General features: G+C 47.0%; 9 protein-coding genes. 5 read left to right on the top strand and 4 right to left on the bottom strand.

The genetic code is table 11. From position 1 onward, the window contains the following. Positions 1–208 precede the first annotated feature (208 nt). The 4 genes from AB1757_09285 to AB1757_09270 all read right to left on the bottom strand — a co-directional run bounded on the left by AB1757_09285 (position 209) and on the right by AB1757_09270 (position 3877). Positions 209–856 carry a ThiF family adenylyltransferase gene (locus AB1757_09285; GenBank protein MEW6127219.1) on the bottom strand — a complete coding sequence of 216 codons (648 nt, stop codon included), beginning with the start codon at positions 854–856 and terminating at the stop codon, positions 209–211. Positions 857–991: 135 nt separating this feature from the next. Further along, positions 992–1858, bottom strand: a complete 867-nt coding sequence (locus AB1757_09280; protein MEW6127218.1) for a hypothetical protein — start codon at positions 1856–1858, stop codon at positions 992–994. A gap of 151 nt (positions 1859–2009) precedes the next feature. Then, the gene (locus AB1757_09275) at positions 2010–2165 is read right to left on the bottom strand and encodes a hypothetical protein (protein MEW6127217.1); all 156 of its coding nucleotides are present in this window, start codon (positions 2163–2165) and stop codon (positions 2010–2012) included. Then, positions 2162–3877: a glutamine--tRNA ligase/YqeY domain fusion protein gene (locus tag AB1757_09270; GenBank protein ID MEW6127216.1), complete on the bottom strand. Its 1716-nt coding sequence runs from the start codon at positions 3875–3877 to the stop codon at positions 2162–2164. The genes AB1757_09275 and AB1757_09270 overlap by 4 nt, the downstream gene beginning before the upstream one ends. A 514-nt stretch (positions 3878–4391) precedes the next feature. Between AB1757_09270 and AB1757_09265 the strand changes: the two genes are divergently transcribed. The 5 genes from AB1757_09265 to AB1757_09245 all read left to right on the top strand — a co-directional run bounded on the left by AB1757_09265 (position 4392) and on the right by AB1757_09245 (position 13371). Then, the gene (locus AB1757_09265) at positions 4392–4715 is read left to right on the top strand and encodes a DUF5658 family protein (protein ID MEW6127215.1); all 324 of its coding nucleotides are present in this window, start codon (positions 4392–4394) and stop codon (positions 4713–4715) included. 244 nt (positions 4716–4959) lie between these two features. Further along, on the top strand, positions 4960–6144 hold the full coding sequence (gene cas6, locus AB1757_09260) for a CRISPR system precrRNA processing endoribonuclease RAMP protein Cas6 (protein MEW6127214.1): 1185 nt from the start codon (positions 4960–4962) through the stop codon (positions 6142–6144). 232 nt (positions 6145–6376) lie between these two features. Beyond that, on the top strand, positions 6377–8008 hold the full coding sequence (locus AB1757_09255) for a hypothetical protein (protein MEW6127213.1): 1632 nt from the start codon (positions 6377–6379) through the stop codon (positions 8006–8008). A 56-nt stretch (positions 8009–8064) separates the two neighbouring features. Next, the gene (locus tag AB1757_09250) at positions 8065–9666 is read left to right on the top strand and encodes a hypothetical protein (protein ID MEW6127212.1); all 1602 of its coding nucleotides are present in this window, start codon (positions 8065–8067) and stop codon (positions 9664–9666) included. Positions 9667–9684: 18 nt separating this feature from the next. Further along, positions 9685–13371, top strand: a complete 3687-nt coding sequence (locus tag AB1757_09245; GenBank protein ID MEW6127211.1) for an RAMP superfamily CRISPR-associated protein — start codon at positions 9685–9687, stop codon at positions 13369–13371. The last annotated feature ends 4 nt before the right edge of the window (positions 13372–13375 follow it).

The following is a 13375-nucleotide window of genomic DNA, read 5'->3' as shown; positions in this document are numbered from 1 at the left end:
GGCTTGATTGCAATTTAGATTTCCCGGCGGATATTGCGGATGCGGCGGATGCGGACGGATTTTCCGCTACCTTTGCGACCAGTGCTTTTGAATTTTTGGCGTATATTCGCCGGGAAATCCCAATTGATAATGAGTCAGGTCGCCTTCGCAAGCTGATTAAAACTTTTCGCTTTAATCAACAAACCGATTGAACCTTGCAATCAGTCTTTCAAAACTGAAACGGGCGCACCGCGAAATCATCTAGGGTGATGGTAAAACTTTGCCGGGCGCTTCCGGCGACAAAACGAACGATGACCTCTGCGGTGACCGCGATGGTCAAACTCACCAGATTTCGGGCAAGCGGATAATCGCAGATGTCGTCTTGCGCCGCCGATGGCACGCGATAAATATCATTCCAGACCACTTCCGCGTAACCGTTGGCAAGCCCTGCGTGCAGGCATTGCACACCAGCCGTTTCCGAATAATCTTTCACCGCGCGACGCGAGGCGCTGTTATCAAAAGTATCAACGACGAGGTCACAATCTTTTAAGAGTTTTGCCGTATTGGTTGTGGTCAATTCTTCGGCGCGCGCATCAACTTTGACACCGATGGCGCGATACAAACTGTTGGCAAGAATTTTCGCTTTGAATGCCCCGACATCGGTTGCGAAATAAGGTTGGGTTGACAGGTTGCGTTCTTCGATGCGGTCGCGGTCAATCACTCGCAAATTGGCGAAGCCTTGCCGCGCAAGCGTCTCAACCAGATTTGCGCCAAGCGCCCCCGCGCCACACACGGTGATGCGCGCTTCGCTCAATCGCCGCATCACTTCATCGCTGCGATGCAGATACTCGTGGAAAAGATATGTTGTGTTGCTCATAGATGAATAGTCTGGAGTCCTCATGAAAACGATGAACGATGAACGATGAACTTTGCATATAGCAATCCTGTTCATACTTCATCATTCATCGTTCATACTTTCTTGTTCAGAATCCTGTATCCCGAATCCTGTTCACTATTGCCAGTCAAAGACGCCGACCAAAGATTGCAAATCGAAATCTCTATCGCGACCACTCAGACAGATGCCCGAACTGATGACCGTCAAATCGTCTTTGCTGATTGCCGAGGTGTGATGTTCACCATTCGGGGTTGTCCATTCGACAGTCCAGAATTCGCCGTGGTCAGTGAAATTTCTAAGCCCGCCGCCGCCCATTTGCAAAGCTTCCTGTAAACGCTCTTCATCGGTTAGTGGTTTTGTTCGCTCGGATGATTGGCGTCCTCTGCGACGCCGCTTTTCCGGGAGTTGCGGATGCGCGGAAAGCGAATAACAGACGCGCATTTCCGGCGTGAGATTGGCGAATGCGAGACCATCGGGCGCGGTCTCTTTTTGCAACTCCTCGCGCAGTTGGGCGGCAAGTTGGGGGTCGCTGCGGCGGTCAATCGCTTCAAAGAAAAATGTGCCGTTTGCGGCGCAGGCGATGATTTGATCAAATTTTGCGCCTTCCGATACGAGATGCGCGAGTAGGGGACGCGCCGCGCCGAATTTCTGCGCGAAATCCGAAGCGTTCGCCGGATAGGCAAGCCAGGTCTGCCCGCGCAAATGAAACGCCAGGCGCACCCGCACGCTTGCCAGCAGTTGCAGATACTCGCTCACTTGAAAGAGGCTGGCTTCTTCCAGAAGTTCAGCCTCTTTTGTAGAGAGGGGAAGAAAAATCCCCCAGCCTTCAAAATCTTCGGGCAAGGCTTTGAAGGTATAGATGAGGTTAGCGACGCGGGCGCGAATTCGCCCGCCGCGAACGCAGGGCGCAAGAAACTCCTGATTGAGCGCGCGCTCTTCTTCCTGCGCCATCGCGTTGATTAAATTTTTGATACGGTCGCTCATGATAAACCGGATAGTTTACTCGCGATTTCTCTGCGCCTTCTCTGCGTTCTCCGCGCCTCTGCGGTCAGTCATATTTTCGGCAGGCGAAGCTTGCGGCTGACCGGATGATTGCAGCAAAGCCTTTCGGCAGAATTCCACGCTTAATATTGTTTTAACGAATTTGTGCAAAAGCTGTCACCATCGGGTTGGCATACTGCTTGCCGTCAAGCCCTGAGCGACCGCAGGTTTCTGCATCTTTGTCGCTCAGGGCTTTGATGGCGAAAGGTTGATAAAGCGCGACAGGGCGTATATGCGAATCGCCGGTCACTGCTTGCTGCGTTGTTCAATCTTCGACCAGGTGTCGCGCAAGCCAATGGTGCGATTGAACACCAGTTGTTCAGCGGTTGAATCCGGGTCAACACAAAAATAACCCAATCGTTCAAACTGAAAACGCGCGCCAACCGCCGCGGTTTTTAAACCCGGTTCGACTTTGCAACCCGTAAGCGCTTCGAGCGAATGGGGATTGAGATTTACGGTAAATTCCTGCCCTTCCTCAACCTCATTGGGATTCTCTTTGACAAACAGATTGTCATAGAGGCGAACCTCTGCATCGACGGCGTGCGCGGCTGACACCCAGTGAATCGTGGCTTTGACTTTGCGCCCGCTTTGCGCTTGCCCGCTGCGGGTTTCCGGGTCATAGGTGCAACGCAGTTCAACGATATTGCCTGCCTCATCTTTGACGACGCTTTCGCATTTGATGATGTAACCGTAACGCAAACGCACTTCGCGACCGGGCGCAAGACGATAAAACTGTTTGGGCGGGTCTTCCTTGAAATCGTCCTGTTCGATGTAAAGCACTTTCGAGAACGGCACTTTGCGCGTGCCGGCGCTCAGGTCTTCGGGATTGTTTACGGCTTCCATCTCTTCAACCAAATCATCGGGATAATTTTCAATCACCAGGCGCAGAGGTTTCAGCACCGCCATCACCCGCGCCGCGTGTTTGTTCAAATCTTCGCGCACGAAATATTCGAGATGCGAAAGCTGCACCGTGTTATTGGTCTTGGACACGCTCAGATTGGCGCAAAAATTATGCAAGGCTTCGGGCGTGTAACCGCGTCGCCGGATTCCCGAAAGCGTCGGCATACGCGGGTCGTCCCAACCGGCAACGTGACCATCCTGCACCAGTCGCAATAGCTTACGTTTACTGAGCAGGGTGTAGGTGAGATTGAGCCGGTCAAATTCAAACTGCTGTGATGGAAAAATGCCGAGGTTTTCAATGAACCAGTTATAGAGCGGGCGGTGCGATTCAAATTCCAGGGTGCAGATGGAATGTGTCACCTCTTCGATGGAATCCGATTGCCCGTGCGCATAGTCATACATCGGATAGATGCACCATGCATCGCCTGTGCGATGATGCGCCATGTGAAGGATGCGATACATCACCGGGTCGCGCATATTCAGATTGGGCGACGCCATATCGATTTTGGCGCGCAGCGTGCGCGTGCCGTCGGGGAATTCGCCGTTTTTCATGCGCTCGAATAAATCGAGATTCTCTGCAACCGCGCGCTCGCGGTAAGGCGAGTTTTTACCGGGTTCGGTGAGGGTGCCGCGATATTCGCGAATTTCATCGGCGCTCAGGTCACAGACGTAGGCTTTTCCGGCTTTGATTAATTGAACCGCCCAATCATACAGTTGCTGGAAATAATCCGAAGCGTAATAGAGTCCGTCCCACTGATAGCCGAGCCATTGCACATCCGCCATGATGGATTCGACATATTCGGTCTCTTCTTTGGAGGGGTTGGTGTCGTCGAACCGCAGATTGCATTTGCCGCCAAATTCCGCCGCGAGACCAAAGTCCAAGAAGATGGCTTTGGCGTGACCGATGTGCAGGTAGCCGTTGGGTTCGGGCGGAAAGCGCGTCTGTACGCGCCCGTGGTGTTTACCGTCTCGAAGGTCTTTAATGATGATGTCGCGAATAAAATTGGAAGGTCCCGACGATTCAATGGTCGCCGCGCCGGAATCGGATGCTGATGAATTCATCTGTTTGTCTTTTTCTCCTCTGCGAACATTTGCCGAATGATGATGAATAAAATGCCCGCTGCTTTTGGTTATTGACCGGTTCAGTCACCGTTTGACCCGAATGGTCAAACGCCGATTATATATCGAAGGTAAGGGACTAGGCGAGCGTCTTTAAGGATGACGTTTCCGAGTTTCTTTTGATAAACGGGCGCAAGCTGCTTATCAGGCGAATGCGCGCGTCTTGGCGCAGCCAGTAGCCCGACCGTGAGGGAGGGCTTGGCGTCCAATGCCTAAGCTCAACCTCACGGTCGGGCTACTGCCAGGTGACTATGCCATATCTGTTCGGCTAATTCGCAGAGGCTGTGACGGGCTGCAAAAAAAGTATTCCCGTGAGGTTGAGCTTGTGCTAACTTAACCGAGTCTTTGAGTGCGGGACAGAGCAGGTCTTCTCATCAAAGCGATAACCCCTCACCTGATGAACTCCCTTCTGAAAACCTCCTCAGATAAAATTTTTTCGACGCAACTGAGGTATGGTGTGTTTGTTTGTCGAAAGGTCTGGTTATTGCTTGCTGCCGTGACGGCGGTTAATCTGATGTCCCTTCTGGATGCCATCAGCACGCTTTTGCTGGTCGACAATGATTGCTGTTTTGAACTCAACCCGCTCATCAATAGTTTGATGGAGTACCATTATCTCGCTTATTTCGGAGTTAAACTCCTCGCCACTTTACTGGGAACCATCGTTTGCTGGCATTTTTATGAACGCCGGGTCAGCGCGCAAAGGGCATTGAAGGTGATTTCACGAACCTATTGCGTGTTGCTCATCTGGCACGGATTGTTGCTTACCGGAATCATCCGGTAACTGTCTCAGGTGGAGCCGCGCGAAATTGCCGGTCATCCAGGCGACAATCAAAAAATGCTTGCATATTTTTCGCGCGCCGCATAAAATCCGCGCCACTTAATAGTCAACCCACCAAGAGGGGACGTAGTTAGCAGTACGCGGTTTAAAAACTTAACGCTATCCGACAAGGTATTCACCGGTCAGGCAAATGTCGGAGTTATCGCTAGCTGATAAAGGATAATTTTGGTTTTTAGGAGTGCCTGACATGGTCCCCGAAGATTTTGCCCCGTTGACGATTGCGCGTTATCAACTGAGTTTGCGCGCCTGTGAAGCGACTACCTTGCCCAGGTTTTTAGGTTCAACCTTGAGAGGCGCATTCGGTCACGCCTTGAAGCAGGCAGTATGTGTGATGCCGCATCGTAATTGCGACCGTTGTCTGGTGAGTGACCGTTGCATTTATCCTTATCTGTTTGAAACGCCGCCTCCACCCGATGTCCAACAATTGCGCGGACAACAAAACGCCCCGCATCCATTCATTCTAACGCCATTAGAAACCAGAGAATTTGCAATCGAAAACCGCGAAATGCCGCTTGCTCCATTGAAATCAGGGGCTACACCGACTGTGCGCTCGGATATGGCGGCGGCTGTCAGATTGGTTAAACGCGCTGAATCGACTCAGGCAAATCCGGTTGCCGGTGAACGCCGCCATTTTGCAGTTGGCGATGAACTGGCATTCGAGTTGGTGTTGCTCGGCGCGGCAATTGAGTATTTGCCTTATATCATTTATGCGGTGAGCGAAATGGCGGGTTGCGGACTCGGAGCCGAGCGCGCGCGGTTTGCGCTTGAAGAAGTTTTTGCCGTAAGCGAAGCCGGTGACCGAACGCGCATTTATGCAGGAGAAGGCAGTCGCTTAACCGGACAGTCCGCCGCGAACAGTTTAGTGAACCTCATTGAAGAGCGAATCAACCGTTTAGCCAGGCAGGGCGTCGTAGCGGCGCTTGAGCGAAATGAACCCTTACGGTTGCGCTTTATGACGCCGACGCGGATTCGCGCAAATGATGATTTGCAGGTCAATTTAAGTTTTGCGGCGTTGGTAAAAAATCTCTTGCGACGGGTGTCATTGCTTGCCGCCGTGCATGGGGCGGGCGAGTTGGCGTTGGATTATCGCGAATTGATTGCGCGCGCGGCAGCAGTCAAAACCCTTGAGTCAAAACTAGGCTGGCATGATTGGCAGCGTTACTCGAACCGCCAGCAGACGCATATGAAATTCGGCGGTTTTATCGGCGACATTGCTTTTGTTGGCGACCCTTCGGTCAGCAATCCGGCGGTCGAAGAGCCTTCGGTTAATAACCCCTTGAAAGCCTTTCTGCCCTTGCTGATTGCCGGTGAATTATTACACGTCGGCAGCAACACGGCATTCGGCTTAGGCAAATTCGAGATAGTCGTTTGAGCAGGCAGTAAGAATTTGGCGAATCGGAATTTGCCAATATTGTTGCTACTCCACCAAAGGAGCACTCGATTGTGAAAGGTGCATTAGCTTGTTGCATGAATTGGAAAGTCAGACAAAAGGGTGATGTCCTAAAACTTGAAGCCAACAGCGAATTTCGAGCAAGTTGAAATGTAACACCAACGAAGTGCCATTGTAGGTTGTTCTAGGAGTTGTCAGGAGGATCAATACTGATATGGAAAAACTTAAACTTAAGGGTGGTGATCCTAAAGGAAAGAATGCAGCGTCTTATACACGTTTTGTTATGCCATTTGCTTATACGGTAGAACGAACAGACGTTGGCAACGAGGAAGTAGTTTGGGAAGAAATCAAAGAAGAAGACCCGAATGATCTAAAGTGGCGAAAGCAATATCTGACTCAAGAGACAGCAAAAGTGCTTTTTGAGAATGCCAAATGGTTTGAGTTAAAAAGCAAAGTGAATGACAAGTTTGTGTCTTATAAAAAAGATATTGGCATTACATTTAAAATGCTGGATTCCACAATAAGACAAATAGCCATCAACGCGCCTAAGTTAATACTTTTTGAATGCAACTTACCTGACTCAAAAGGTTTGGCTGCGAATTCACCAATGCGAACGGGCTTTTTGGTGATAGAGATTAACTTTCAGGATGAGACAACGCTTGATGAAATGCTATTGCTCAATGAGGCGTTACGGTATAAAGAACCAAGTTATGAGGCACATAGAAAGGAAATCTTCGGAGATGAAAAGGAAAAGGGGAAATTGTGTGTAAGCCCTGATGGACTTGAAAAACTTTTTGAGGGCAAGAATGGAAAAATCTTTTGGGATATTTATGAATTTCTTTTAAGTCAGCCCCTGGCTTTCAATAATGTACCTTTCAATCTCATTGAGCCTCGCAATGACCAGTGTAATGGAAAAGAGTTGGAGATTTATGCAGACAATCGCGCTTTTGTTTGGACTTGCGCAGTTTTGAAAGGGGGCGGAGAGGCTTTGCGTCAACATTTTCCTATTGATCAGTATAGGGAAAAATACAGGTTTGACTTAAAAGAGTGGGAAGCGCATCAATACGGGCATTGGATAAAACTACTCAACGTGGATCAGCCTGGAAAGGGTCCAGAAGCAACGCACCAATCGAGGGCTTTCGAGCGTGAATGGGCAAAAGAGCATACCTATCATCGCTGGGAAGAATGGGGAACGTATTACGGTTTCAGTTATCACAGCGGAGCGCTGCTGTGTGATGAAATACCCGATCTACCTCTTTGGAGGCATTTTGGGCAGATGTATTTCGATATGTTCTTGCTGCTTTTTTACATTCGTGTTGTGCTGTTTCGTTTCAGCAATAGGCTGACGGAAATATCTGTTGATGCGCGTTCTGAAAGTTCCTCAAAACATGAAACCTGGCAACGTGAGTTTGAAGAGATGCGTTGGCAATTCACCCTGTTTACCAATCTATACCAGTTCCCATTGATTTCCAATCAACAACAAGGACTGGAACTTTACGAACTCGCGCGTAAACATTTAGATATTCAAGAACTCTTCAATGAAATAGAAAAAGAAATCCATAGCAGCCATGATTATCTTTCACAGCAACAGAATCAAGAGCAAACAAATATAACGACGATTCTCACAGTTATAGCAGCAGTTTTTTCAATAGTAGCCATCGGTTTGACATTAGTAGATAAGAAGGATCAATTGACGGTGAAAAACATTATAGATGGCGTGAGTGGCGAGGCAATTGTCGCCTGGAGTCTTTCTATTATTAGCTTCTTTATTGTATTGATTCTCTCAAAATACCTCGCAGGCATTTTCAAGTGGTTTGCAGAGTTATTATCGAAAGCTAAAAAATAAATTGAAAGATTGCAGGGGGATGAATGCGGAGTCTTCTGAAAATGAGGAGAAAATTTATGAAATTTTATCTGCGTCTCGAAGGTGTAAATCTAAACAATTTTGTTTATGAGACATCTGACCTCAGCACGATACGCGGCGGTAGTTTGCTTTTATTGCAGGCTGTGAAGGACATACAAACGAATGTCGCAGGATTAACAGAAATTTCAACGGGCGCGTCTGTTGGGTTATTTTCTTTTGAAGTCGATGATGAAGATCGGGCTAAAGAGAAACGTGATGAAGTAGAGAATTATCTCAAAAAAACGAATTTCACTTATCGTCACGCGACCTTTGTGGCTGATATTACGCTTGTTGAAAATGATGAAGAATTCCAAAAGAGCCGTGAAGCGGTTTTGGCTCTGAATCGTTGGCGACAGATGACCGCGCCGCAAGTAACTGTACCTGAACACAACGACGAGTTTCCGTCAAAGGACACTTCCGAAATCTGTGTGGTTGATAAGCTGAGACCGGCAAAAGCGAAACGTAAGTTCAAAGATGATATTAAGGATGTAAGCACATCAGTAGCAGCACGCCGAGATTACGGGTTTGCAGAAAAGCAGACATTTATCAAAACGGAGCTTGACCATATCCGTAAAGATCATCTTGTTAAATACAATTTCGCTTGGGACTTTGACCAGATAACGCGAGATGGTTCTAAAGGGAACCTGAATCAAAAGATGGCTGTCATCTACTTTGATGGTAACGGCTTTAGCGGCATTCAAAGCGGTCTTGCGAATCAAACAGAACTTAAGAAGTTCGATGGCAAAATCAAAGAGTATCGCCGTGAATGGTTAGCAAGTTTAGTTGAACAGATGAACAATGAAGAAGATTGGCAAGTTGAGGTAGAGAACGAGAGGACGAAAAATCTTGAAGATCATTACCGTATGGAAGTTTTGCTTTGGGGCGGTGACGATTCATACATTGTTGTTCCCGCGTGGAAAGGATGGGAAACATTGGCAGACTTTTTTGCCACGAGTAAGGGTTGGGAAAACCCTGCAAATCCAAAGGAGAAACTCAAGCACGCAGCGGGAATCGCATTTTGTCACCATAATGCACCGATTCGACGGATTAAAGATTTGGTAAAAGAGTTGTGTGAGAAGAAAGCAAAATGCAACCGTGACAAAAATCAATTTGTCTATGAGATTCTTGAATCCTTCGACCATATAGGTAAATCGCTTGACTCTTATTTAGAAACGCGTTGCCCCTTTCAACAAGACGGGACTAGAAAAGGGATTAACGAATCGCTCATCCTAGATGGTGCGATGATGCAAGCTGTTAATCCGGCAATGATGCAACAACTGAAAGATACTTTGCCACGTCGCAAACTGGTCAAGTTGGTTCAAATATTGCTTAACGGAGATTCTCTGCCTGACATAGGCAAACCGCTACAAGATTTGTTAGTCGCCTGTAACAGTCTTTTGCCTAAAGATGGCGAGGGAAGAATAGTTGCCTCTCAAGAGACGGATAATTTGAAAATGTTCATTTCCGCTCTTCGCGGAGATGCGGACGTGTGGATGAAGTTGATTGAGAATCCTGATGATAAAGATTTGGTTAAAAAATCTGACGATGCGAACCCAGTTTGGTGGATTCATATTAACGCCCTATGGGATTACATAGGTTGAGTATGAAGGAGGCACAAGATGCTTGTTAAACTCAACATTACCTTAAAAGTTAAAGCTCCCTTGATTACAAAATCATCTGAAATCGGCGCATTTGGAGTAGATGCCGCAATGGCTAAGAACGCCGATAATAAGTGCTGCTTTCCACGAAAGTTGATAAAGGGTTGTTTGCGCCAAGCTTGGACAGAACTCAAAGAAGCAGAGCCATCCTTCAATCCCAACCTTGAACAACTTTTAGGCAAGCAATCCGAATATGAAATGGGCGCGTCGTCATCGGTTGAACCGAATCGCGGTCTGTTGATGTTCGAGGATTTCTTCACGACCGAAGATGCCAATGCAGATACGCTCTTTCGTATCAGTATTGACCGCGAGCGCCGCGCTGTGGATCAAGGGCAAATGCAAGTTATTGAAAGCCCGTTTGCTGTCGGCGACGAAATTGATTTCACGGGCTTTATAAGTTTCTTTGCACAAACTCAAAACGAGGCGAATACGGTCAAACGCGATATTGAACTGGGCTTGAAATGGATAACTCATCTTGGGGCTTTGGAAAATGTGGGTTTTGGAAAGCTAATTGGCGTTAATGTCGAATTTGACAATGCTCAGGAAAACCAACAAGTCAAAACTCCAACTACAGTTGCTCCAAGCGCGGATTCTGTGGATTTAATTCTCAAACCGAAATCGCCTTTTTGTTTCTCAAAAAAACGAATCAGCGACAACATCTTTGAGTCTGATGTAATGATTTCAGGCGGCGCGTTGAAAGGAGCGTTAGCCGCGACTTGGTTGAAGCTACTAGGCAAAAGCGGGAGTGAGATTAATAAAGACACTGACCCAGACCGCGAAAAGCTGGGAGAATATTTTTCTCGGTTACGATTTACTCATGCATTTCCTGGGCTAAAGGAAACTCGCAAACGTCCGACGATGTTTCCTTACTCATTAGTGAAAATTAAAGAAGGGAATAACGACAAACAGTACGATGTAGCGCGTTGCCAAACACCTGTCTTGATAAAAAAGAGCGATGGCAAACCGGTTGCGCCGGAATTCTTCATGGATTGGAAAGAGCATTGCGATGTTCAGAAAAAATTTGGATGGGCAAACCCAAAAACGAAATTGGAAATTCACACGGCTATTAAAAACAATCGCGCCAAAGATGAACAACTTTTCGCTTATGAACTGCTTACAACCAAAGATTATGACGAAAAAGAAGTTGAATGGTATGCCCGCGTTGATTTCAGTGGCGTAGATTCAAATGAACGTCAGAAAGTAGCGAACCAACTTTCTGAGTTGCTTACTTCGTTTGATTTGCAGGGATTTGGAAAAACTAAAGCGGAGGTTGAGGTTGAAGTAAAAGCAAATGGAACAATTGGACAATGCCAAGAGTCTGACCCGGATAACCTAATTGATGATTGCTGGATTGTAACTTTACAAACGCCCACTTTGCTTTGTGATCCTGCGCGGCTTGATGAAACCTGTGGGAAAGATGAACTCAAAGCAGCCTACGAAGAAGTTTGGAGACAACTTTCAAAGGATAAAGAAGACAAACCAACTTTAGAACTTGTGCGTTATTATGCAAGCCAATCTTTGGCGGGTGGCGAATATCTGTACAAGCGGTTTCAATCAGGCAAGCCGTACAATCCCTATTTATTGACCGAAGCCGGAAGCGTCTTTGTACTCAAAGCAATAGAGGATACTGCAAAAGACAAAATACAATTATGGTTGAAAACCGGTTTGCCGATTCCCGAATGGGCGAAAAAACGCTTTGCAAGAAACGCCGAAAATAATGACGGTGACGATTGGAGAAACTGTCCGTATATTCCGCAGAATGGTTATGGCGAAATCGCTGTCAATCTGAAAGTTCATAAAGAAAATTTCGATCCAAATTCTTATCTGCCGATTCAATGGTTAGACTCTGAAAAACCGATAACACTAAAACCTGAACCGCCGTTCAATCTGCAACCTTTACACCCGCCGACACCAAAAGTTGAGACGCATCGAAAGTTTTTGAACCGTTGGATAATTGAAGGAACGCTTACGACGCGAACGCCGTTGCATATAGGCAATGGCGACCCAACTACACGACCCGATTTAATAAACGACAAGACAAAGAAGCGAGTGGATATCTCTTCTGTTGCGGTTGATAAAAACGGTCGCGCTTATCTTCCTGCGACTACCATAAAAGGGAATTTGCGCGAATGGGCTATAACTTGCCACGTAGAAGAAGAAAAACAAAAGGACTTTTTCGGAAGCGATAAGGGTGAAGAAGAGTTACGAGCTGGTAAGATTCAATTTCATGATGCGTATGCTGAAATAAATGACTACTCATTTAGTGAAAACAATGACCCGCCATATTGGTGCGATACTCGTTTGACAGGTGTAGCCTCTGCCGTTGCTATCAATCGTAAGCGCCGCACAGCAAGCGATCAAAAGCTTTTTCATTATGAATACGTGCCGCCGGGAATCCGTTTCAAACTGATTCTAAGCGGCAACGATTATGATGATATGCCATCCACGAATGGCGATAATGGATTGGTTGAATTGCTGGCGTTACTCGAAGGCTTCAATGCCAACAATGGAATAGCTTTAGGAAGTGAAACAAGCGATACAAACTTCAGAAAGAACAGCGGCATTACTCCTGATGCAGGCGAAGAAGGTTGGGGACGTTTCCATTGGGAGTTAAAGAACGTCAAAGTTCTTGATGGAGACAAGGTCAAAGAGTGGATTTCGTCAAATGGCAATGGGGTAGGGTGTGCAATCACCGATAATTTTTTCATTGAGAAAAAAACAGAATTAGCAAGCGACTCGGTAGCAAGAGCCAGCCAATTGAAAGCTTCCTCTATCCCACGTTATCACATAGCGGTTGATGTGACATTGGATGTTAAAGAAAATTTCATCGTCAATGACCCAAGCCATGCGAAACCAAAAGGTGGAAAAGATAGAGAGTCTGACAAACGTCCGAATCATACTCCTTTGCGAGACATCAACGGAAAACCACTTTTGCCAAAGCGTTCAATCAAAGGCGCGGTGCGAAGCCAAGCTGAAAAAATCATTCGCACAATGGGCGGCTATGCATGTTATCTTGATGCCAAAGTCGCCAAATGGCAGCAGGACATTTCAGTTGATGATCCAACTGAATACCGCTGCCCGTCCGTCAATAAAGCCAGTGAAGTAGAAAAGCTTTGCCTTGCTTGTCAGCTTTTCGGAGCATCGGGGTGGCGTTCGCCGTTTCAAACTACGCCTTTTTTAGGCGCTAAAGCAATCACTCCAAAAAAACAAGAATTTGTGGCAATAGACCGTTTTACAGGTGGCGGTGCAGAAGGTCATAAATTCAATGCTGAATCATTTCAAAAAACCGTTGCAGCGGATTTGGGATTGACCGGGCAATTTTCAGTTGACCTAAAATCCCTTGAACAACTTGGCGCAGGCAAATGGGCAATCGGACTGTTGGCTTTAACAATGCGCGATTTAGCCGAAGGAGACATCCGAATCGGCATGGGCGCTGCAAAAGGTTACGGTGCGATTGAAGCTAGGTTAATAAGCTTACCCAAAGTTTCTTGGCAAAGCATTCCTGTCGGCTTTCAAACTGGACTGACACAAGAGGATTTAGATCAACTTGATCGCAACACATCGCTTGCAGGTTTAGGGCAATCAACAATCGGGCAATTTTTAATTGATTGCGTTCGAGAATTGGAATCTGTAATAGCCACCAAATAGGAGA

It is taken from the genome of Acidobacteriota bacterium, from assembly GCA_040754075.1.
Classification (GTDB): domain Bacteria; phylum Acidobacteriota; class Blastocatellia; order UBA7656; family UBA7656; genus JBFMDH01.
The sequence above is the reverse complement of the archived record's forward strand: the minus strand, read 5'-3'. Positions and strand labels throughout refer to the sequence as shown.

What these genes read in the sequence shown, in the direction of transcription:
- AB1757_09245 (MEW6127211.1), top strand. Translation starts at nt 9,685, where the DNA reads ATGCTTGTTAAACTCAACATTACCTTAAAAGTTAAAGCTCCCTTGATT.
- AB1757_09270 (MEW6127216.1), bottom strand. Translation starts at nt 3,877, where the DNA reads ATGAATTCATCAGCATCCGATTCCGGCGCGGCGACCATTGAATCGTCG.
- AB1757_09285 (MEW6127219.1), bottom strand. Translation starts at nt 856, where the DNA reads ATGAGCAACACAACATATCTTTTCCACGAGTATCTGCATCGCAGCGAT.
- AB1757_09280 (MEW6127218.1), bottom strand. Translation starts at nt 1,858, where the DNA reads ATGAGCGACCGTATCAAAAATTTAATCAACGCGATGGCGCAGGAAGAA.
- AB1757_09255 (MEW6127213.1), top strand. Translation starts at nt 6,377, where the DNA reads ATGGAAAAACTTAAACTTAAGGGTGGTGATCCTAAAGGAAAGAATGCA.
- AB1757_09250 (MEW6127212.1), top strand. Translation starts at nt 8,065, where the DNA reads ATGAAATTTTATCTGCGTCTCGAAGGTGTAAATCTAAACAATTTTGTT.
- cas6 (MEW6127214.1), top strand. Translation starts at nt 4,960, where the DNA reads ATGGTCCCCGAAGATTTTGCCCCGTTGACGATTGCGCGTTATCAACTG.